The sequence below is a fragment of the Pantoea sp. GABEPS69 genome (assembly GCF_045780835.1).
Lineage (GTDB): Bacteria > Pseudomonadota > Gammaproteobacteria > Enterobacterales > Enterobacteriaceae > Pantoea > Pantoea septica.
Genome location: NZ_CP118618.1, coordinates 3,820,106 through 3,841,621, shown reverse-complemented (window position 1 = coordinate 3,841,621; position 21,516 = coordinate 3,820,106). Strand labels below are relative to the sequence as shown.

The 21,516-nt window shown below is 59.8% G+C and carries 19 protein-coding genes and 1 pseudogene; 15 read left to right on the top strand and 5 right to left on the bottom strand.

All coding sequences use genetic code 11. The features are described from left to right. Positions 1–2 precede the first annotated feature (2 nt). Both recQ and rhtC read left to right on the top strand, forming a co-directional pair. Positions 3–1,832, top strand: a complete 1,830-nt coding sequence (gene recQ / locus PVE98_RS18645; RefSeq protein ID WP_033793114.1) for an ATP-dependent DNA helicase RecQ — start codon at positions 3–5, stop codon at positions 1,830–1,832. A 12-nt stretch (positions 1,833–1,844) separates the two neighbouring features. Beyond that, the gene (rhtC, locus tag PVE98_RS18640; RefSeq protein WP_096072389.1) at positions 1,845–2,468 is read left to right on the top strand and encodes a threonine export protein RhtC; all 624 of its coding nucleotides are present in this window, start codon (positions 1,845–1,847) and stop codon (positions 2,466–2,468) included. 212 nt (positions 2,469–2,680) lie between these two features. On the opposite strand, the gene rhtB is transcribed toward rhtC, so the two are convergent. Next, a complete protein-coding gene (gene rhtB / locus PVE98_RS18635) occupies positions 2,681–3,304 on the bottom strand; it encodes a homoserine/homoserine lactone efflux protein (protein WP_033754609.1) in 624 nt (207 codons plus the stop codon). 115 nt (positions 3,305–3,419) lie between these two features. On the opposite strand from rhtB, the gene pldB reads away from it, so the two are divergent. Next, entirely contained in the window at positions 3,420–4,403 is a 984-nt protein-coding gene (pldB, locus tag PVE98_RS18630; protein WP_096072390.1) for a lysophospholipase L2, read from the top strand. Between the two features lie 51 nt (positions 4,404–4,454). Further along, entirely contained in the window at positions 4,455–5,255 is an 801-nt protein-coding gene (gene yigL / locus PVE98_RS18625) for a sugar/pyridoxal phosphate phosphatase YigL (protein ID WP_096072391.1), read from the top strand. A 33-nt stretch (positions 5,256–5,288) separates the two neighbouring features. Here the strand turns inward: yigL and glpT are convergent, their stop codons facing one another. Next, positions 5,289–6,632, bottom strand: a complete 1,344-nt coding sequence (gene glpT / locus PVE98_RS18620) for a glycerol-3-phosphate transporter (RefSeq protein WP_033754617.1) — start codon at positions 6,630–6,632, stop codon at positions 5,289–5,291. Between the two features lie 318 nt (positions 6,633–6,950). On the opposite strand from glpT, the gene PVE98_RS18615 reads away from it, so the two are divergent. After that, entirely contained in the window at positions 6,951–7,805 is an 855-nt protein-coding gene (locus PVE98_RS18615) for a carboxylate/amino acid/amine transporter (RefSeq protein WP_033754621.1), read from the top strand. Positions 7,806–7,985: 180 nt separating this feature from the next. On the opposite strand, the pseudogene PVE98_RS18610 reads toward PVE98_RS18615, so the two are convergent. Together PVE98_RS18610 and metR are read right to left on the bottom strand one after the other, a co-directional pair. Further along, positions 7,986–8,450 (bottom strand): annotated as a pseudogene (locus PVE98_RS18610) (DUF1456 family protein); the annotation flags it as partial. A 56-nt stretch (positions 8,451–8,506) separates the two neighbouring features. Continuing rightward, complete coding sequence (metR, locus tag PVE98_RS18605) at positions 8,507–9,433, bottom strand: HTH-type transcriptional regulator MetR (RefSeq protein WP_096072393.1); 927 nt, start codon at positions 9,431–9,433, stop codon at positions 8,507–8,509. Positions 9,434–9,575: 142 nt separating this feature from the next. On the opposite strand from metR, the gene metE reads away from it, so the two are divergent. Beyond that, entirely contained in the window at positions 9,576–11,846 is a 2,271-nt protein-coding gene (gene metE / locus PVE98_RS18600; RefSeq protein WP_096072394.1) for a 5-methyltetrahydropteroyltriglutamate--homocysteine S-methyltransferase, read from the top strand. 63 nt (positions 11,847–11,909) lie between these two features. Here the strand turns inward: metE and PVE98_RS18595 are convergent, their stop codons facing one another. Continuing rightward, entirely contained in the window at positions 11,910–12,737 is an 828-nt protein-coding gene (locus PVE98_RS18595; RefSeq protein ID WP_033754629.1) for a dienelactone hydrolase family protein, read from the bottom strand. 302 nt (positions 12,738–13,039) lie between these two features. Between PVE98_RS18595 and udp the strand changes: the two genes are divergently transcribed. From udp to tatC, 9 genes are all read left to right on the top strand, one after another. After that, a complete protein-coding gene (gene udp, locus PVE98_RS18590) occupies positions 13,040–13,795 on the top strand; it encodes a uridine phosphorylase (protein WP_033754632.1) in 756 nt (251 codons plus the stop codon). Positions 13,796–13,858: 63 nt separating this feature from the next. After that, positions 13,859–15,127, top strand: a complete 1,269-nt coding sequence (locus PVE98_RS18585) for a lipopolysaccharide assembly protein LapB (protein ID WP_096072395.1) — start codon at positions 13,859–13,861, stop codon at positions 15,125–15,127. Between the two features lie 95 nt (positions 15,128–15,222). After that, entirely contained in the window at positions 15,223–16,722 is a 1,500-nt protein-coding gene (gene rmuC / locus PVE98_RS18580; protein WP_096072396.1) for a DNA recombination protein RmuC, read from the top strand. Positions 16,723–16,797: 75 nt separating this feature from the next. Continuing rightward, the gene (gene ubiE, locus PVE98_RS18575; RefSeq protein WP_033754641.1) at positions 16,798–17,556 is read left to right on the top strand and encodes a bifunctional demethylmenaquinone methyltransferase/2-methoxy-6-polyprenyl-1,4-benzoquinol methylase UbiE; all 759 of its coding nucleotides are present in this window, start codon (positions 16,798–16,800) and stop codon (positions 17,554–17,556) included. A gap of 12 nt (positions 17,557–17,568) precedes the next feature. After that, positions 17,569–18,174 carry an SCP2 domain-containing protein gene (locus PVE98_RS18570; RefSeq protein WP_033754644.1) on the top strand — a complete coding sequence of 202 codons (606 nt, stop codon included), beginning with the start codon at positions 17,569–17,571 and terminating at the stop codon, positions 18,172–18,174. Further along, positions 18,171–19,808 carry a ubiquinone biosynthesis regulatory protein kinase UbiB gene (gene ubiB, locus PVE98_RS18565; RefSeq protein WP_033754646.1) on the top strand — a complete coding sequence of 546 codons (1,638 nt, stop codon included), beginning with the start codon at positions 18,171–18,173 and terminating at the stop codon, positions 19,806–19,808. Before PVE98_RS18570 ends, ubiB begins: the two co-directional genes overlap by 4 nt. Before the next feature lie 112 nt (positions 19,809–19,920). Continuing rightward, entirely contained in the window at positions 19,921–20,175 is a 255-nt protein-coding gene (gene tatA / locus PVE98_RS18560; protein WP_033754649.1) for a Sec-independent protein translocase subunit TatA, read from the top strand. A gap of 3 nt (positions 20,176–20,178) precedes the next feature. Then, on the top strand, positions 20,179–20,721 hold the full coding sequence (gene tatB, locus PVE98_RS18555; protein WP_096072397.1) for a Sec-independent protein translocase protein TatB: 543 nt from the start codon (positions 20,179–20,181) through the stop codon (positions 20,719–20,721). 2 nt (positions 20,722–20,723) lie between these two features. After that, the gene (gene tatC, locus PVE98_RS18550; protein ID WP_033754655.1) at positions 20,724–21,482 is read left to right on the top strand and encodes a Sec-independent protein translocase subunit TatC; all 759 of its coding nucleotides are present in this window, start codon (positions 20,724–20,726) and stop codon (positions 21,480–21,482) included. The last annotated feature ends 34 nt before the right edge of the window (positions 21,483–21,516 follow it).

Sequence of the window (21,516 nt, the reverse complement as noted above, 5' to 3'; positions counted from 1 at the left end):
CAGTGGCAATCTCGGTAGTACATAATCAGGAAGCGCTGGCGCAGCAGGTATTGCAGGATACCTTCGGCTATCAGCATTTTCGTCCCGGTCAGCAAACCATCATCAATGCGGCGCTGAGCGGACGGGATTGTCTGGTCGTTATGCCCACCGGCGGCGGCAAATCGCTCTGTTATCAGATCCCCGCGCTGGTGCAGGAAGGCCTGACGCTGGTGGTATCGCCGCTGATTTCGCTGATGAAAGATCAGGTGGATCAGCTGCTGGCGAACGGCGTCGCGGCGGCGTGCCTCAACTCCACCATGACGCGCGAGCAGCAGCAGCAGGTGATGGCGGATTGCCGCACCGGCCGCGTCAGGCTGCTCTATATCGCGCCTGAACGTCTGATGATGGATAACTTCCTTGAGAGCCTGGCGCACTGGCAGCCTGCGATGCTGGCGGTCGACGAAGCGCACTGTATCTCGCAGTGGGGCCACGACTTCCGTCCCGAATATGGCGCGCTGGGCCAGCTGCGTCAGCGGTTCCCGCAGCTGCCGGTAATGGCGCTGACCGCCACCGCCGACGAAACCACGCGCAACGATATCGTTCACCTGCTGGATATGCAGGACCCGCTGATTCAGATCAGCAGCTTCGACCGTCCTAATATTCGCTATACGCTGGTGGAGAAGTTCAAGCCCACCGAGCAGCTGCTGCGCTACGTTCAGGATCAGCGCGGCAAAAGCGGCATTATCTACTGCAACAGCCGCGCCAAGGTGGAAGACACCGCCGCGCGTCTGCAGAGCCGCGGGCTGAGCGTCGGCGCCTATCACGCCGGTATCGACAGCGCGCAGCGTGCCCGGGTGCAGGAGGCGTTTCAGCGCGACGATCTGCAGATCGTGGTCGCGACGGTGGCGTTCGGCATGGGCATCAACAAGCCTAACGTGCGCTTCGTGGTGCACTTCGACATACCGCGCAATATCGAATCCTATTATCAGGAAACCGGTCGCGCCGGACGCGACGGGCTGCCGGCCGAAGCGATGATGCTCTACGACCCGGCGGATATGGCGTGGCTGCGCAAATGTCTGGAAGAGAAAGCGCCCGGCCCGCTGCAGGATATCGAACGCCATAAGCTCAACGCCATGGGCGCCTTCGCCGAAGCGCAAACCTGCCGACGTCTGGTGCTGCTGAACTATTTCGGCGAAGGACGTCAGCAGCCGTGCGACAACTGCGACATCTGTCTCGATCCGCCGAAGCGTTACGATGGCCTGGTGGAAGCGCAGAAAGCGCTCTCCTGCATCTATCGCGTCGGGCAGCGTTTCGGCATGGGCTATGTGGTCGAGGTGCTGCGCGGTGCCAACAACCAGCGCATCCGCGACCAGGGCCATGACAAACTGCCGGTTTACGGCATCGGCCGCGAGCAGAGCCACGAGCACTGGGTCAGCGTGCTGCGTCAGCTTATCCACCTTGGGCTGGTGACGCAGAATATCGCCATGCACTCCGCGCTGCAGCTGACGGAAGCGGCGCGTCCGGTGCTGCGCGGCGAAGTGCCGCTGATGCTGGCGGTACCGCGTCTTAATGCGGCGAAGCCAAAAAGCAGCAGCTCGCCGAAAATTTACGGCGGCAATTACGATCGCAAGCTGTTCGCCAAGCTGCGCAAGCTGCGTAAAGCGATTGCCGACGAAGAGAATATCCCGCCTTACGTGGTGTTTAACGACGCCACGCTGATTGAGATGGCGGAGCAGATGCCGGTAACGGCGTCGGAGATGCTGAGCGTCAACGGCGTCGGCCACCGCAAACTGGAGCGCTTTGGCAAACCCTTCCTGGTGATGATCAAAGAGCATCTTGATGATGAAGAGTAAAGGACACTACCTATGCTGATGTTATTTGCCACGGTCGCGCTGGTGCATCTGGTCGCGTTGATGAGTCCCGGCCCGGACTTCTTTTTTGTTTCGCAAACCGCCGCCAGCCGCTCGCGCAAAGAGGCGATGATGGGCGTGCTCGGCATTACGCTGGGGATCGTTATCTGGGCGGGCGTCGCGCTGATGGGGCTGCACCTGATTCTGGAGAAGATGGCGTGGCTGCATCAGATCATTATGGTCGGCGGCGGTCTCTATCTGCTGTGGATGGGCTGGCAGCTGCTCAGCTCGGCGCGTCAGCGCCATAAGCAGCCGGTACAGGATGCGCCGGTGGTAGAACTGCCGAAAAAGGGCAGAAGCTTTCTTAAAGGTTTTCTTACCAATCTCTCTAACCCGAAAGCGATTATCTATTTCGGCAGCGTCTTCTCGCTGTTCGTCGGCAACGACGTCGGCGCGCTGGAGCGTTGGGGCTTGTTTCTGCTGATCGTTGGCGAGACCTTTGCCTGGTTTACGCTGGTGGCGGCGATTTTCGCGCTGCCGTGGATACGCGATAAGTATCAGCGCGCGGCGAAGTGGGTCGATGGCGTGGCGGGAGTTTTATTCGCCGGTTTCGGCATCCACCTCATCATTTCTCGTTAAGGCCTGGTTTACTTGCCATTTCGGCACCGGGCAGTGCTCATCATCCTCACGTACTGTAGTACGCTCCGGTGACTGCGCGCTGGCCGGCACCGAACTGGCTGCGACACCGACGGCCTTAAGCATCGGTGCGCTTATTCTTTTTCGTTAGAGCGCACTGTCCGCCCGCAATCTGGCTGCGACACCGACGGCCTCAAGCATCGGCGCTTACTGCCTTAAGCGATTCTTCTGGCGCTGGCCAGTAGCGCGCCTACCGCCATAAACAATCCGCCAAAGATCCGGTTCAGCAGCTTCATCTGCTTTGGCCCTTTAATCCAGGCCGCAATGCGCGTCGCCAGCGTGGCGTAGCCGATCATCACGATAATATCGACGACAATAGTGGTGGCGCCCAGCACCAGGTACTGCATCGCCTGCGGCTGGTGCGGCAGGATAAACTGCGGAAACAGCGCGGCGAGAAACACGATGCTTTTCGGATTGGTCAGGTTCACCAGCACCGCGCGCTTGAACAGGCGGCGGCGCGGCGTTGCTTTGGCCACCGCATCGAGATCGATGGCGCCCGCAGAGCGCCACTGCTGAATGCCGAGCCACACCAGATAGGCCGCGCCCGCCCATTTCAACACTTCAAACGCCAGCAGCGACTGGGAAAAGAGCGCGCCCAGCCCGATCCCCACCAGCACGATATGGATCGCCAGGCCAAGCTGCAGGCCGCTGATCGAGGCCGCTGCGCCGCGATAGCCGTGGCTGATGCCGGTGCTCATGGTATTAATCGCGCCGGAACCGGGCGAAAGGCTGAGGATAGTGGTGGTGAGAAGGTAAGTCAGCCACCATTCAGTGGTCATGGGTTGCGCTCCCTGTCTGGGCGGAAATATGACACAATACGCCAGAAACAAGCGTGACGCTACGGGCCGCATGCGCGGCTCGCGACAGGCCTGTCGCGCGTCTGCAGGGGGATTGATGGAACGACATAAAGCGAGCTGGCTCAACCGGGAAAAAGCCTTTGCCGCCTTTGCGCACGGTCCGCTGCTCGACTTCTGGCACCGGCGCGAAGAGCGTGAATTCGTCGGCGTGGAAAACGTCACGCTGCGCTATGTGCGCTTCACCGCGCCGCACCATAAGCGCGTGATTCTTATCGTGCCTGGGCGCATCGAAAGCTACGTCAAATACCCCGAACTGGCGTACGACCTGTTTCACTGCGGCTTTGACGTGGTGATCCTCGACCATCGCGGGCAGGGACGATCCGACCGGCTGCTGCAGGATACCCATCGCGGTCATGTAGTAGAGTTCACGCACTACGTCGACGACTTAGAGACGCTCTATCTGAAAGAGATTGTCGGCGGGCACTACCAGCACCGCTACGCGCTGGCGCATTCGATGGGCGGCGCCATCCTGACGCTGTTTCTGGCGCGCCAGCCGCAGGCGTTTCATGCCGTGACGCTGGTGGCGCCGATGTTCGGCATCGCGCTGCCGATGCCCTCTTTCCTGGCGAACCGTATCCTCGACTGGGCGGAGAAGCGCCCGGCTATACGCGATGGCTATGCGCTCGGCACCGGACGCTGGCGCGCGCATCCGTTCGGCATCAATCGCCTGACGCACAGCGCGGAGCGCTATCGCCGCAGCCTGCGTTTTTACGCTGACGATCCCGCTATCCGCGTCGGCGGACCGACCTATCACTGGGTGCGCGAAGGCATTCACGCCGGGCGCAATATCCTGAGCCTGGCCAGCACCATTACCACGCCGCTTTTGCTGCTGCAGGCGGGCGAGGATCGCGTGGTGGACAACCGTTCGCAGGATCTTTTTTGCGCGGCGATGGCGCAGGCGGGCCATCCTTGCGAGACGCGCGTCATCAAAGAGGCGCGCCACGAAATTCTGTTTGAAAAAGATGGCATGCGCGCCGAAGCGCTGAATGCGCTGATCGATTTCTTCGAGGCGCATCCCTGATTCGAAAAATTATCTTACCGGCTACGGCCTATAACAATACCTGAGGTTTTCATGTTTCAAATCGTCGCATCCGATCTGGATGGCACGCTGCTCTCTCCTGAACATCGGCTAACGCCTTACGCCCACGATATTCTGCAACAGCTGGTGGCGCGCGAGATCCACTTTGTTTTCGCCACCGGCCGTCATTATATCGACGTAGGGCAGATGCGCGACAAGCTGGGCATTCCCGCTTATATGATCACCTCTAACGGCGCGCGCGTGCACAACGCCGAGGGCGAGCTGGTGTTCAGCCATAACCTCGACGAAGATATCGCGCTGGAGCTTTACGGGCTGCACTACGCTAATCCCGCCATCCTGACGCACGTCTATCGCGATGACGAATGGTTTATGAGCCGCACCCATCCGGCGGAGCAGGACTATTTCCGCGAGTCGGTATTCACATATCAGGTCTATGAGCCAGGCATGCTGCCGGGCGACAATATCAGCAAGGTCTTTTTCACCAGCGACGATCCCGAGGCGCTGATCCCGCTCGAACTGGCGCTGCAGGCGCGATGGGGCGATCGCGTGAACGTCAGCTTTTCGCTGCCGACCTGTCTGGAGGTGATGGCGGGCGGGGTGTCGAAGGGGCATGCGCTGGAAGCGGTGGCGAAACAGCTGGGGCACTCGCTCAAGGCGTGCATCGCCTTCGGCGACGGCATGAACGACGTAGAGATGCTGAGCATGGCGGGCAAGGGCTGCATTATGCGCAACGCCCACCAGCGGTTAAAGGATACGCTGCCGGATCTGGAAGTGATCGGCAGCAATGCGGATGATGCCGTGCCGCATACGCTGCGCACGCTGTTTTTATCCTGACGCAAGAGGCCGGCGCGATGCCGGCCTCTTTCTTTATGACGCCAGCTGCTGCTTGTGCTTGCGTTCGTTAATCATGGTCAACAGCAGCAGGATCACCGCCAGCACGCAGCCTACCACCATTACCAGAAAACCGCCGTTCCAGCCGAAGAAATCGACGGTATAGCCGACGATGGCGCTGGCTGCGACCGAACCGCCAAGATAGCCGAACAGGCCGGTAAAGCCTGCGGCGGTGCCCGCCGCTTTTTTCGGCGCCAGCTCCAGCGCATGCAGGCCGATCAGCATCACCGGACCGTAAATCAGAAAGCCGATGATAATCATGCAGGCCATATCCACGCCGGGATTGCCCGCCGGGTTAAACCAGTAGACTACCGTGGCGATGGTCACCAGCGTCATAAAGAAGACGCCGGTCGCGCCGCGATTCCCCTTAAACACCTTGTCCGACATCCAGCCGCACAGCAGCGTGCCGGGAATGCCGGCGTATTCGTACAGGAAGTAGGCCCAGGAAGATTTATCCAGCGTGAAGTGCTTCACCTCTTTCAGGTAGGTGGGCGACCAGTCGAGAATGCCGTAGCGCAGCAGGTAGACGAAGACGTTGGCCAGCGCGATATACCACAGTAGCTTGTTGGGCAGCACATACTGGGTGAAGATCTGCTTCGCCGTCAGCTCCTCTTCGTGCGTGGCGCTGTAGTCCGGCGGATAGTCGTGCTTGTACGCCTCAATAGGCGGCAATCCGCAGGACTGCGGCGTATCGCGCATCAGCGCGAAGGCGATCAGCGCCACGGCGATGGCGGCGAAAGCGGGCATATAGAGCGCCGCTTTCCAGTCGTTGAACCACGCCATGCCGAGCAGGAACAGCAGCGGCGGCAGGCCGCCGCCGACGTTATGCGCGCAGTTCCACACCGAAACGATGCCGCCGCGCTCTTTCTGCGACCACCAGTGCACCATGGTGCGCCCGCAGGGCGGCCAGCCCATGCCCTGAAACCAGCCGCAGGCAAACAGCAGCGCGAACATCACCATAATGCTGGAGGTTGCCCAGGGCACGAAGCCCATAAACAGCATTACCGCGGCGGCGAGGATCAGTCCGGCAGGCAGAAACACGCGCGGATTCGAGCGATCTGAGACCGAACCCATAATAAATTTTGAGAAGCCGTACGCAATCGAGATGCCGGAAAGCGCAAAGCCGAGGTCGCCGCGCGAAAAGCCCTGCTCGACCAGATAGGGCATCGCCAGCGCGAAATTTTTGCGTACCAGATAGTAGGCGGCGTAGCCAAAGAAGATACCGAAGAAGATCTGCCAGCGCAGGCGGCGATATAAAGGATCAACCTGATCTTCCGCCACCTGCGGTCGATGCGGTGCGGGTTTAAAGATGCTCAGCATAGCTGCCCTCCCAGGCGTATTGTCGTTGTAATGGAAATGCGCAGTGCGTTCCAGAGGTCGCCGCGATGTTCCTTTTCGCGTCTATTCTGGCGCTTTTCGCGCATGGCAGCTGTGATAGTTGACACATTTGTTACACTTTTATGACAATAACGGCAGGTTAATTTCACAAAATGGTGTTATTCGCGCATCGCTTATAAAATATCCACCCATGCCCGTACTGAGCGCTGATTTAGTGAGCGCTTGTCAACCAGAAAGCGCCGCGTCGCCGCAGCACATTGATTAAACTAGCCGCCTCTCTTTTTTTGCAGGATCGAAGCTGTGCTGTTACTGATCGTTACCACTATTCTTTGGGCGTTTTCCTTCAGCCTGATTGGAGAATATCTGGCGGGGCAGGTGGATTCCTGGTTCTCCGTTTTAATGCGTCTGGCGCTGGCGGCGCTGGTGTTTTTGCCTTTTCTGCGCTGGCGCGGCTATCGTCCATCGACGCTGCTGCTCTATATGCTGGTAGGGATGCTGCAGCTCGGCATCATGTACCTGATTAGCTTCGAAGCCTATCTCTACCTCAGCGTCTCGGAGTTCCTGCTATTCACCGTCATGACGCCGCTCTATGTCACCCTGATTTATGATGTGATCAGCAAGCGTCCGCTGCGCATCGGCTACGCCTTCAGCGCGCTGCTGGCGGTGGCGGGCGCGGCGATTATTCGCTACGACAAGGTCAGCGATCATTTCTGGTTCGGCCTGCTGCTGGTACAGCTGGCGAATATCTGCTTTGCCGTGGGCATGGTGGGCTATAAACGGCTGCAGGAAACCCGGCCGATGCCGCAGCACACCGCCTTTTCCTGGTTTTATCTCGGCGCGGTGCTGATTGCGATTATCGCCTGGTGCCTGTGGGGCAACCCGGCGAAACTGCCGACCACCTCGCTGCAGTGGGGCATTCTGGTCTGGCTGGGCGTGGCGGCGTCAGGGCTGGGCTACTTTATGTGGAACTACGGCGCCACCCAAGTGGATGCGGGCACGCTGGGCATTATGAACAATATGCATGTCCCGGCGGGGCTGCTGGTAAATCTGGCAATCTGGCAGCAGAAGCCGCACTGGCCCAGTTTTATCGCCGGCGCGCTGGTGATTTTCGCCTCGCTATACGTGCATAAGCGCTGGGTGATACGCAGTCGCTGAGGCGCATATAAGTCATCAGGGCGGCGATTGCCGCCCTGATGGCTGTCGCGCTAAGCGGCGCTACTATTTTCTGTCTTTCGGCGGCTGGGCCGGGCGAGGTTTCGCCGTCTTGGGCGCGGCGGATTTCGCTGCCTGAGTCGGGCTGGTTTTCGTGGCCTGCGACGGCGCGCTTTTCGCCGGCTGCGTCGGGCGCAGCGTCATGGTCAGGCCCTTTAAAAAGTTGCGCATAATCTGATCGCCGCATTCGCGGTAGTTTTTATGATCCGGCTTGCGGAAGATGGCGCCGATTTCCGCCTGAGAAACCGAAAAGTTCGCCTTTTCCAGCACCGCCGGAATATCGGTGGTTTTCAGATCGAACGCGATACGCAGTTTTTTCATAAAAATGTTGTTGTTCATGCGGCGCTCGATCGAGGGCGCTGGCATCTCTTCGCTTTTGCCGCGACGGAAGAAAATCAGGCCGTTGAGAAAATAGCCCATCAGCACGTCCGGCAGCGGTTTAAACGCGGCGTCGTCCTCTTTTTTCAGCCAGGCCTGCACGTCGCTCAGCGCGACTTCACAGTCGGTCAGTGCGAAAATCTCCACCACTTTGGCATCGCTTAAATTCAGCATAAAGCGCACGCTGCGCAAAATATCGTTATTGGTCATGGTGAGATTTTCTCATGGTCGTTTAACAGGCTGCGCATTATAGGGGAATTTGCGGTTCAGCGTTGCAAAATCGCGCCAGGAAGCGCCGCATCGCGCACGAAAGGCAGGTGTTCGCAGGCGTGCTGCCGCGCGAAGCGGGTAAAGGCTTCCAGCACCGGCTGACGCTGCTCGCCGTCGCGCACGGCGGCATAAAGGCGACTCCACAGCCCTTTGCCCAGGGTTTTCGTCACGATTAATCCCTGCTTTTCAAAGCTCTCTACTACCCAGTGCGGCAGCGCGGCGATGCCCATGCGCGCCGCCACCATCTGAATCAGCAGCAGCGTATTGTCCACGCTCTTCAGGGCCGGGCTGACGCCTGCCGGCTGAAGAAAGTGTCGCCAGATATCCAGTCGCTGGCGCTGCACCGGATAGATCATCAACACCTCCTGCGCCAGGTCCTCGGGCGTAATGTGTTCGACCTGCGCCAGCGGATGATCGGGCGCCAGCACCAGACGCACTTCAAAGTCGAACATCGGCGTGTAGTGCAGGCCGCTGCGCGGCAGGATATCGGAAGTCAGCACTACGTCCAGCTCGCCCTGCTGCAGCGCAGGCTGCGGATCGAAGGTCACGCCCGATTTAAAATCCATCACCACCTGCGGCCAGCTCTGACGAAAGTTGTCCAGTGCCGGCGTCAGCCACTGAATGCAGCTGTGGCACTCAATGGCGATGCGCAGCGTCGCCTGATAAGGCTCGTGGCATGCCTGCAGCGCCTGCTGGATTTGCGGCAGCACCTGCTCCGCCAACTGCAGCAGAATTTCGCCCTGCGGCGTGAAGCGCAGCGGCTGGCTTTTGCGTACGAACAGGCGGAATCCCAGCCGCTGCTCGAGATCGCTGAACTGATGCGACAACGCGGATTGCGTCTGATGAAGCTGCGCGGCGGCGGCGGCCAGCGAGCCGGTATTACGCAGAGCCTGAAGCGTCCGCAGGTGCTTAAGTTCGATCATGAGCGTCCTTCACATGGAGATTGAACAATTTGCGCTTGAGGAACATACACTACCCGCAGAATATAGCGGTGTAAACATCTGGACGGCTAAACATCTTTGGCTGCCAGACGAAGCCAAAGAGAAATTATCGGGAGAACAGCATATGACCATTCTGAACCACAGCCTCGGCTTTCCCCGCGTCGGCCTGCGTCGCGAACTGAAAAAGGCGCAGGAGAGCTACTGGGCGGGCAAAGCGACTCAGCAAGAGCTGCTGGCCGCCGGACGCGAACTGCGCGCCCGCCACTGGCAACAGCAGAAAGAGGCGGGCGTGGATCTGCTGCCGGTGGGCGACTTCGCCTGGTACGATCATGTGCTGACCACCAGCCTGATGCTGGGCAACGTTCCGGCGCGCCATCAGAATCAAGACGACACCGTCGACCTCGATACGCTGTTTCGCATTGCGCGCGGTCGGGCGCCGACCGGCGAACCGGCCGCCGCCGCCGAGATGACCAAATGGTTTAACACCAACTATCACTACATCGTGCCGGAGTTCACAAAAGGCCAGACATTTAAACTCGCCTGGACCCAGCTGCTGGACGAAGTGGACGAAGCGCTGGCGCTGGGCCACAAGGTGAAGCCGGTGCTGCTCGGCCCGGTGACCTATATCTGGCTGGGCAAAGTTAAAGGCGAGCCGTTCGACCGCCTGTCGCTGCTGAATGATATTCTGCCGGTTTACCAGCAGGTGCTGGCCGAGCTGAAAAAACGCGACGTCGAGTGGGTGCAGATTGACGAGCCGGCGCTGTCGCTGGAGCTGCCGCAGGCGTGGCGCGAAGCGTTCAGGCCCGCTTACCAGGCGCTGCAGGGCAACGTGAAGCTGCTGCTGACCACCTATTTCGACAGCATCGGCCAGAACCTTGATGTTATTCGCGCGCTGCCGGTGCAGGGGCTGCATGTCGATCTGGTGCACGGCCGCGACGACCTCGCGCAGCTACACCAGCAGTTGCCGGCGGCGTGGCTGCTGTCGCTTGGCGTTATCAACGGCCGCAACGTATGGCGCGCCGACCTGAGCCGCTGGTTCGAACGCCTACAGCCGTTGATTGGCCAGCGTCGCCTGCTGTGGGTCGGCACCTCTTGTTCGCTGCTGCATAGCCCGATCGATCTGCGCGCAGAGACCCGCCTCGATGACGAAGTAAAAAGCTGGTTCGCCTTCGCGCTGCAAAAATGCGGCGAACTGAAGCTGTTAAGCGACGCGCTCAACCATCACGACGCGGCCTCGCTGGAGGCCTGGAGCGCGCCAGTTCGCCATCGCGCCCACTCCAGCCGCGTGCACAACGCGGCGGTCGGCAGGCGTCTGGCGGCGATCTCCGCGCAGGATACCGAGCGCGCCAGTGCTTACGCCGTCCGCGCCCGCGCGCAGCGCAGCCGCTTTAATCTGCCGGCCTGGCCGACCACCACTATCGGCTCCTTCCCGCAGACCACCGAGATCCGCGGCCTGCGGCTCGATTTCAAAAAAGGCAATATCGACGGCGCCAGCTACCGCACCGGCATCGCGCAGCATATCAAACAGGCGATCGCCGAACAGGAGCGTCTGGGCCTCGACGTGCTGGTGCACGGCGAAGCGGAGCGTAACGACATGGTGGAGTATTTCGGCGAAAACCTGGAGGGTTTCGTCTTCACCCAGAACGGCTGGGTGCAGAGTTACGGCTCGCGCTGCGTCAAGCCGCCGGTGATTATCGGCGACGTCAGCCGCCCGCGGCCGATTACCCTGGAGTGGGCGACCTATGCGCAGTCGCTGACCAGCAAGCCGGTGAAAGGAATGCTGACCGGCCCGGTAACCATTCTCTGCTGGTCTTTCCCGCGCGAGGACGTGTCGCGCGAAACCATCGCGAAGCAAATCGCGCTGGCGCTGCGCGACGAGGTCGCGGATCTCGAAGCGGCCGGCATCGGCATTATCCAGATTGACGAGCCGGCGCTGCGCGAAGGCCTGCCGCTGCACCAGTCCGACTGGGCCGCCTACCTGAAGTGGGCGGTCGACGCCTTCCGCCTTAACGCCGCGGTGGCGAAAGACGACACCCAGATCCACACCCACATGTGCTATTGCGAATTCAACGACATCATGGCGTCCATCGCGGCGCTGGATGCCGACGTCATCACCATCGAAACCTCGCGTTCCGATATGGATCTGCTGGAAGCCTTTAAGGCATTTGAGTATCCGAACGAAATCGGCCCCGGCGTTTACGATATTCACTCGCCGAACGTGCCGAGCGTCGAGTGGATAGAGAATCTGCTGCGTAAAGCGGCGCAGCGCATCCCGGAAGCGCGTCTGTGGGTCAACCCGGACTGCGGCCTGAAAACGCGCGGCTGGACGGAAACCCGTCAGGCGCTGGCGAATATGGTGGAGGCGGCGAAGAAACTGCGCGGCGAAAAAGCCTGAGTTGAGGATGTGTTGCTATTGAGGATGGGGCGCTGCGGCGCCCCTTTTTTATTACGTGCGTAATCAGACGACGCCGAACTGCTTAAACCACGTCAGCATACGCGCCCAGCCATCCTGCGCCGATTCGGCGTGATAGCTCGGACGATAGTCGGCGTTGAAGGCGTGGCCCGCGTCGGGATAGACAACAATCTCCGCCTTGGCGTTAGCGGCGTGCAGCGCCTGACGCATCTGCTCCACGCTCTCCAGCGGAATGCCATCGTCCTGGCCGCCGTAGAGGCCCAGCACCGGCGCGCCTAAATCTACGGCGATATCGATCGGATGCTTTTGCTGCTTCATGGTTTTCTCGCCGATGAGGCGACCATACCAGGCGACGGCAGCGCGCAGCTGCGGATTGTGCGCGGCGTAAAGCCAGCTGATGCGGCCGCCCCAGCAGAAGCCGGTAATGCCCATGCGACGGATATCGCCGCCGTTGCGGCCGGCCCAGTTGGCGGCGTGGTCGAGATCGGAAAGCACCTGGCTGTCCGGCACTTTGCTGACCAGCTCGCTAAACAGGGTAGGGATATCGTTGTAATCATTCGGGTCGCCTTCGCGGAAATAGAGTTCCGGCGCCACGGCCAGATAGCCCTCCAGCGCCAGCCGACGGCAGATATCGCGAATATGCTCGTGCACGCCAAAGATCTCCTGCACCACCAGCACCACCGGCAGCGGACCGTTCGCCTCTTTCGGTCTGGCGTAGTAAGCGGGCATATTTTCGCCCTGGCTCGGCACCGAGGTTTCGCCCGCCTGAATATCCTGGCTGTCGGTATGAATCGTGGTTGAGGCGGTCGGCTGTACTGCAGGTGCAAAACCGCCCGTCGATGATTTTTGTGCCATATTGTCTTCGGTTTTCATTTTTTTCTCCGTGCTGGCAGTAGCGCAATCACGTAACTATAGCCTGGCCAGATGACGTCTGGACCAGAGACCGGGAACAGAGTAGGGAGCAAGCAAAAACACTCTCCTCTTTAACATTGCTGCGAAGCCCGACGCACACAGCTTGTAGCAATGGCGTTCTGAATGGCTTGGTTATGTGACCAAGATCGCATTGTTATCTATGTAAAATGTAACATTCATTTTTGATAGTGATTGTTATCACACAAATTTGCGCTGCGCTGACGTAGAGTGGCGCGCTTCACTTCCCTGTTCAGGAGTTTGCTATGTCTGACGTTTTCCACCTTGGCCTGACCAAAGCCGATCTGCAGGGCGCGACCCTGGCTATCGTTCCCGGCGACCCGGAGCGCGTAAAGAAAATTGCCGGACTGATGGCGGACGCTCAGCCGCTGGCGTCGCACCGGGAATTCACCTCATGGCTGGCGAAGCTGGACGGCAAGCCTGTCGTCGTTTGCTCTACCGGCATCGGCGGCCCGTCGACCTCTATCGCGGTAGAGGAGCTGGCGCAGCTTGGCGTGCGCACCTTCCTGCGCGTCGGCACCACCGGCGCTATTCAGCCGCATATTAACGTCGGCGACGTGCTGGTCACCACCGGCGCGGTGCGCCTCGACGGCGCCAGCCAGCACTTCGCGCCGCTGGAATTTCCCGCCGTAGCAGATTTCGCCTGCACCACTGCGCTGGTTGCAGCAGCAGAAGCGAGTGGCGCGACTACCCATATCGGCGTTACCGCGTCGTCCGACACCTTCTATCCAGGTCAGGAGCGTTACGACACCTTCTCCGGCCGCGTGGTCAGCCGCTTTCAGGGCTCGATGAAGGAGTGGCAGCAGATGGGCGTGCTTAACTATGAGATGGAGTCTGCCACGCTGCTGACGATGTGCGCCAGCCAGGGGCTGCGTGCGGGCATGGTAGCGGGCGTCATCGTCAACCGTACCCAGAAAGAGATCCCGGATGCGGCCGCCATGAAGCAGACCGAGAGCGATGCGGTAAAAATTGTGGTCGAAGCGGCGCGCCGTTTGTTATAACGCTTTCAGGCAGCGCCTCTGCGCGCTGCCTCTGCTCTTTACAGCAAAAGCGAGGATCGCCCGATGCGCCACACGCCGCCACGACAGAAATCCGCCTTAACCGCTTCTCCCGCCGCCATGCAGGCGCGCCTTGAAAACGCCGCCGCGCGCTTTCGCCAGCATATGTCACAGCAGGATTACGCCGCCGCCGCCAGCTGCTGCGAAGAGGTGCTGCGCATCATGCCAAATCAGATGCAGGTGCTGAGCGACTACGCGCTCTGTCTGCTGCGGCTCGGCCACTACAGCAAATCTTACCGCGTCTATCAGAAAATCTATCAGGCGCCGCCCGCCGTGCGCGCGACCGCTTCGGAAACCTGGCTGGATGGACTGGCGGAGCTGTGCGGCTGGATGGGCAAGCGAGAGGAGCTGGCGAAATATGGCCTGGAAGCGCTGAACGGCGCAGACGCGCGTTTTCGTCAGGGTCAGCGTTACCCCTTTCCGGCGGCGCGGCCGGAACCGATCGATCTGACGAAACCCGAACAGAACGTGATCGCCTTCAGCCTCTACGGCGGTCAGCCGCGCTACTGCGAAACCCTGATTAAAAACGTCGAGGTGGCGCAGCAACTCTATCCCGGCTGGCGCTGCCGTATTTATCTCGATCAGAGCGTGCCGCAGCACGTGTGGCAGCGTCTCAACCAGCCGCACGTCGAGCTGATCGATATGTCGCAGGAAAAGGCGATCTACCCGACGCTGTGGCGTTTTCTGGTGATGGACGATCCCGGCGTCAAACGCTTTATTATCCGCGACGCCGACTCGCTGCTGTCGGAGCGCGAAGCGGCGGCGGTCGACGCCTGGCTCGCCTCGCCGTACTGGTTCCACCATATGCGCGACTACTTTTCCCATACCGAGCTGCTGCTGGCGGGCATGTGGGGCGGCTGCAACGGCGTCTTTAGCAACATGGCGCAGGCGATGCGCGACTTTATCGCCCGCTACAGCGGCAACGCGCGCTTTACCGATCAATATTTCCTGAAGGCCGCGCTGTGGCCGACGGTGCGCGAAAGCCTGCTGAGCCACGATGAGATTTTTCATTTTCATCAGGCGCAGCCCTGGCCGCCGCACGCGCCGGTGCGCTGGCGCATGGAGAACTTCCACGTCGGCAGCAACGCCGGCTTCGCCAGCATGGCGGGCAAGGCGACGGTGAAAGAGGGGGAGACGCAGTCCGTGGAGCTCACCTGGGGCGGCAACGTCTTTGTTTATCCGGCGCGGGTAAAAGGGGATGAATGGCTAATGCCGATGCCGTTTTTTCTCACCGACGCGTGGAAAGCGGGCGAGCTGCAGGTCAAAGCGCTGTAGCGCCTGCTCTGGGTTGAAAACCGCCCTAAAATAGTCTGGACATTCATACAGGCCGACTTTACCTTTTCCCGAGCAATGCGCGTCGCGAGGGAATCATGGATCAGCAGATTATTATCAGCGCCTGTCTGGCGCTCGCCGGAGTGGGCATCGGCTGGATGCTGGCACAGCTGCGCGCCGGCCATCAGGCCGCCAGCTTTGCCACCGAACGGCGTTTGCAGCAGGAGACGCAGCAGCGTCAGCAGCAGCAGCTTGAACAGCTGCAGCAGCAGCTGCAGCAGCGCGAACAGGAGCTGCGCCAGCTGCACGGCGCGCTGAGCGGCGCGCAGGAGCGGCTGCAACAGCTCGATTACTGGCGCGGCGAATGCGAGCAGCTCAACCGCGAGCTGCGCAACCAGCTAGAGGTCAACAGCGCGCAGGAGGCCGAACTGCGCGAGGTAACCATCCGCCTTGAAGAGACGCGCTTCGCCGCCGAAGAGAAGCAGCGCCTGCTCACCAGCAGCGAGCAGCGCCTCAGCGCGCAGTTCGAAAATCTCGCCAACCGCATCTTCGAAAACAGCGGCCGCCGCGTCGACGAGCAGAACCGCCAGAGCCTGAACAGCCTGATCGCTCCGCTGCGTGAGCAGCTGGACGGTTTTCGCCGCCAGGTGCATGACAGCTTCGGCCAGGAGGCGCGCGAGCGTCACACGCTGGCGCACGAAATCCGCCAGCTACAGCAGCTGAATGCGCAGATGGCGCAGGAGGCGATCAACCTCACCAAAGCGCTGAAAGGCGACAATAAGATTCAGGGCAACTGGGGCGAAGTGGTGCTGAGCCGCGTGCTGGAGGCGTCAGGCCTGCGCGAAGGCCATGAGTATCAGACGCAGGTCAGTTTGCAGTCGGAACAGCAGGGTAGAATGCAACCGGATGTGATCGTACGTCTGCCGCAGGGCAAAGATGTGGTGGTCGACGCCAAGATGACGCTGGTGGCCTACGAGCGCTACTTCAACGCGGAAGATGACGTGACGCGCGAGCAGGCGCTTCAGGAGCATGTCGCCGCGGTGCGCAGCCATATACGCCTGCTGAGCCGTAAAGATTATCAACAACTGGCCGGTTTACGCTCGCTCGATTATGTGTTGATGTTCATTCCGGTCGAGCCGGCCTTTTTGCTGGCGATCGACCGCCAGCCGGAGTTGATCAGCGAGGCGCTGCAGCAGAACATCATGCTGGTGAGCCCGACGACGCTGCTGGTGGCGCTGCGCACCATCAACAACCTGTGGCGCTACGAGCATCAGAGCCGCAACGCGCAGCGCATCGCCGACCGCGCAGCGCGTCTCTATGACAAGATGCGGCTGTTCGTCGATGATATGAGCGGCATCGGCCATAATCTGGATAAGGCGCACAACAGCTACCGCGAGGCGATGAAAAAGCTGGCGGAAGGGCGCGGCAACCTGATCGCGCAGAGCGAGGCGTTTAAATCCCTGGGCGTTGAAGTTAAACGCTCAATCAATCCGCAGTTAGTCGAGCAGGCGATGCCGGAAAAGGCATGGGACGACGAGGAGACGCCTGACGACGTCGCCGACACCCTGGAGGCACGCGTGAGGCGGCTCCACGAATAAGCGGGTCGTCGCGTGCCTGACTACCCTGACTCTGATACACTTCGGGAAGTATTGTTTGTGGAACAGGTAAAACCGATGGCAGATGAATCACAGCAGGAAACTACCCATTTTGGCTTTCAGACGGTCGCCAAAAGCGAAAAAGCTGACAAAGTCGCGGACGTGTTTCACTCCGTAGCGGCGAAATATGACCTGATGAACGATCTGATGTCCTTTGGCATCCATCGCATCTGGAAGCGTTTTACCATCGACAGCAGCGGCGTGCGTCGCGGACAGCGCGTGCTGGATCTGGCGGGCGGCACCGGCGATTTGACGGCGAAATTTTCCCGTCTGGTCGGCGACACCGGTCAGGTGGTGCTGGCGGACATCAACAGCTCCATGCTGAAAATGGGCCGCGACAAGCTGCGCAATCTCGGCGTGGTCGGCAACGTCAGCTACGTACAGGCCAACGCCGAAGCGCTGCCCTTCCCGGATAACTATTTCGACTGCATCACCATCTCATTCGGCCTGCGCAACGTGACCGACAAAGAGAAGGCGCTGGCGTCGATGTTCCGCGTGCTTAAGCCGGGCGGACGCCTGCTGGTGCTGGAGTTCTCCAAACCGGTGCTCGATCCGCTCAGCAAGGCGTACGACGCCTATTCGTTCCATATTCTGCCGCGCGTCGGTCAGCTGGTGGCGCAGGACGCCGAAAGCTATCGCTATCTGGCTGAGTCGATTCGCATGCATCCCGATCAGGAGACCCTGAAGGCGATGATGAACGACGCCGGATTCGAGAACACCACTTATTACAACATGACCGGCGGCATCGTCGCGCTGCATCGTGGATTTAAGTTTTAACCGGATATGGTGATGCGCTTGACGCCCTTGATTACCGCCGGTCTTGAGACCGCGCTAAACCGCATGCTCTATCGCGATCGCAGCCTGAAAGCCGCGCGCCAGCGACTGGTGGGACAGGTGCTGACGCTGCGTCTCGAGGAGCTTTCCCATCCGCTGGTGCTGGTCTTCAGCGAACAGCAGCTCGACGTGCTGAGCGACTGGCAGGACAGCAGCGACTGCACCGTGATTACGCAGCTGAAAACCCTGCCGAAGCTGCGCGATCGCCAGCAGCTGACCAGCCTGATCCGCAGCGGCGAGCTGCAGGTCGAAGGCGATCTGCAGGTGGTACAGCGCTTTTCCGCGCTGATCGATCTGGCGGAGCTGGACCCCGCCGAATATCTCGCGCCCTGGATCGGCGATATCGCCGCGCAGGGCGTCAGCCAGGCGGCGCAGCGCGCCCTGCGGCTGCTACGCGGCGAGGTCGCGCGTCGTCAGGATTATCTGGGGCAGGCATTAACTGAAGAGTGGCGCGTCGCGCCGGGCGCGCTGGAACTGGCGTGGTTTTCTGAGGAGGTAGACGCGATGGAACGTTCGCTTGATGCGCTCACGGCGCGTTTAGCGCAGCTGGAGGCGAAATGACGTTTGGAGAGATTCGCCGTTTATATTTCATCATCAGGATCTTTTTGACTTACGGTCTTGATGAACTGATCCCCCGCATGCGCCTTACCATTCCGCTGCGCCTCTGGCGCCGCACGATTTTCTGGCTGCCTAACCGCCATAAAGACGAAGAGATCGGCGTGCGTATGCGCCTGGCGATGGAGCAGCTCGGTCCGGTCTGGATAAAGTTCGGGCAGATGCTCTCTACGCGTCGCGACCTTTTTCCGCCCGTGATCGCCGACCAGCTCGCTATCCTGCAGGATCGCGTCGCGCCCTTCGATGGCGTAAAGGCCAAAGAGCAGATTGAAAAATCGATCGGCGGCCCGGTAGAAACCTGGTTCGATGATTTCGATATCAAACCGCTGGCGTCGGCGTCGATCGCGCAGGTGCATACCGCCACCCTGAAGGCCACCGGCAAGAAGGTAGTGATTAAGGTGATTCGCCCTGACATTCTGCCGGTGATCCGCGCGGATATGAAGCTTATCTATCGCCTGGCGCGCTGGGTGCCGCGTCTGCTGCCGGACGGGCGTCGTCTGCGTCCCATGGAAGTGGTGCGCGACTACGAGAAGACCCTGATCGACGAGCTAAACCTGCTGCGCGAAGCGGCCAACGCCATTCAGCTGCGCCGTAACTTCGAAGACAGCCCCATGCTTTATGTGCCAGAGGTCTATTCGGACTACTGCAGCGAAACCATGCTGGTGATGGAGCGCATTTACGGCATTCCCATCTCCGATGTGGTCACGCTAGAGCAGCACGGCGTCAACATGAAACTGCTGGCCGAGCGCGGCGTGCAGGTCTTCTTTACCCAGGTGTTCCGCGACAGCTTCTTCCATGCCGATATGCATCCCGGCAATATCTTCGTCAGCTACGACCATCCGGAAGATCCGCAATATATCGGCATCGACTGCGGCATCGTCGGCTCGCTGAACAAAGAGGATAAACGCTATCTGGCGGAAAACTTTATCGCCTTCTTCAACCGCGACTACCGCAAAGTGGCGGAGCTGCATGTTGATTCAGGCTGGGTGCCGCCCGATACCAACGTCGAAGATTTCGAGTTCGCTATCCGTACCGTGTGCGAACCTATCTTCGAGAAGCCGCTGGCGGAGATCTCTTTCGGCCATGTGCTGCTTAACCTGTTCAGCACCGCGCGCCGCTTCAATATGGAAGTGCAGCCGCAGCTGGTGCTGCTGCAAAAAACGCTGCTCTACGTCGAAGGCATCGGCCGTCAGCTCTATCCTCAGCTCGATCTGTGGAAAACCGCTAAGCCGTTCCTGGAAGACTGGATCAAAGATCAGATTGGTCTGCCGGCTATCCTGCGCGCGGTGAAAGAAAAAGCGCCCTTCTGGGCGGAGAAGCTGCCGGAGCTGCCGGAGCTGTTTTATGAAAGCATGCGGCATCATAAACTTTTGCAGCACAGCGTCGATAAGCTGACTAAGGATATGCACGCCCAGCGGACGCAACATCATAAAGCGCGCTATCTGTTCGGCGTCGGCGCGACCCTGCTGCTCAGCGGCACTGCGGTATTGCTGAGCCGCCCGGACTGGGATTTCTTCCCGGCCCTGTTAATGGCGGCGGGTTTCGTCACCTGGCTAATCGGCTGGCGTAAGACAAACTAATTGTCAGCCACGCCTGAATCGCGGTAATGTCGCAGCCTTAAGCCCGGCGTCATCAGGGCTTTTGGCTGACATTACTCTTCTCAATCTCTCGCAACATCAGAGGCACTATCTCATGGGCGGTATCAGTATCTGGCAATTATTAATTATTGCCGTCATCGTTGTACTCCTGTTTGGCACTAATAAGTTAAAAAACCTGGGTTCCGATATCGGTTCCTCTATCAAGGGCTTTAAAAAAGCCATGAGCGATGAGGATGAGAAAAAGGATCATCCAAACCAGCAGGACGCTGATTTCAATGCCAAAACGCTGGCGGATAAACAGCAAACTTCGGCTAACAAAGAAGACGTCAAAAACGACAAGCAGGTGTAAACCGTGTTCGACATTGGTTTTAGTGAACTGGTACTGGTGTTCGTGATCGGGCTGATTGTTCTCGGCCCGCAGCGACTGCCGGTTGCGGTAAAAACCGTAGTGGGCTGGATTCGGGCGATGCGCTCGCTGGCCGCCAACGTACAGCACGAGCTGGCGCAGGAGCTGAAACTGCAGGAGCTGCAGGACAGCCTGAAAAAGGTGGAAGAGGCGAGCCGCGGCGCCATGTCGCCGGAGCTGAAGGAGTCAATGGAAGAGCTGCGCAAGACCGCCGATTCGATGAAGCGTTCGGTTCAGCAGAGCATCGACATCGAAAAAGCCGAGGACGAAGCCAATACCATTCATGCGCCGCAGCAGCGCGCGGCGGAATCTGTGACGCCAGCAACGGCCCACACGCAGGCCAGCGCGCCGGCGCAGGCGCCGGAAGCGGCGGCAGAGGCCGTTGAAACCGCTAAAACCGATGCGAACCCGCAAGCGGCGGTTGTTAATCCTGCGCCGGCCGCGCCGCGTAGTCCGGCAACAACCTCTTCTGCAAGTGATGAACGATAACCATGGCCGTTGAAGATACCCAACCGCTTATCAGCCACTTGATTGAGCTGCGTAAGCGTCTGCTTTACTGCATTGTCGCAGTGTTTGCGATTTTCATGGCGCTGATCTATTTCGCCAACGACATCTATCATATGGTCGCTTCGCCGCTGATCAGCCAGATGCCGGCCGGCGCCAGTATGATCGCCACCGACGTCGCCTCGCCGTTTTTTACGCCGATTAAGCTCACCATCATCGTGTCGGTATTTCTCGCGGTGCCGGTGATCCTCTATCAGGTGTGGGCTTTCGTCGCGCCGGCGCTCTATCGCCATGAACGCAGGCTGGTGATGCCGTTGCTGTTCTCCAGCACCCTGCTGTTTTACGTCGGCGTCGCCTTCGCTTACTTCATCGTCTTTCCGCTGGCGTTCGGCTTCTTCGCCAAAACCGCGCCGCAGGGCGTGACCATCGCAACCGATATCACCAACTATCTCGACTTCGTCATGACGCTGTTTATGGCGTTCGGCGTGGCGTTCGAGGTGCCGGTGGCGATCGTGCTGCTCTGCTGGACCGGCATCACTACACCGGAAGATCTGAAAAAGAAACGCCCCTATATTCTGGTCGGCGCGTTCGTTGTTGGGATGCTGCTCACACCGCCGGACGTTTTCTCGCAAACTTTGCTCGCTATTCCGATGTACTGCCTGTTTGAAGTCGGCGTATTCTTTTCCCGTTACTACGTCGGGAAGGGACGGCGGGCGCAGGAAGAGGAACAGCATACCGATTCCTGACCCGTTATCAGTACGTTTCCCGCGCCTGGCGGGT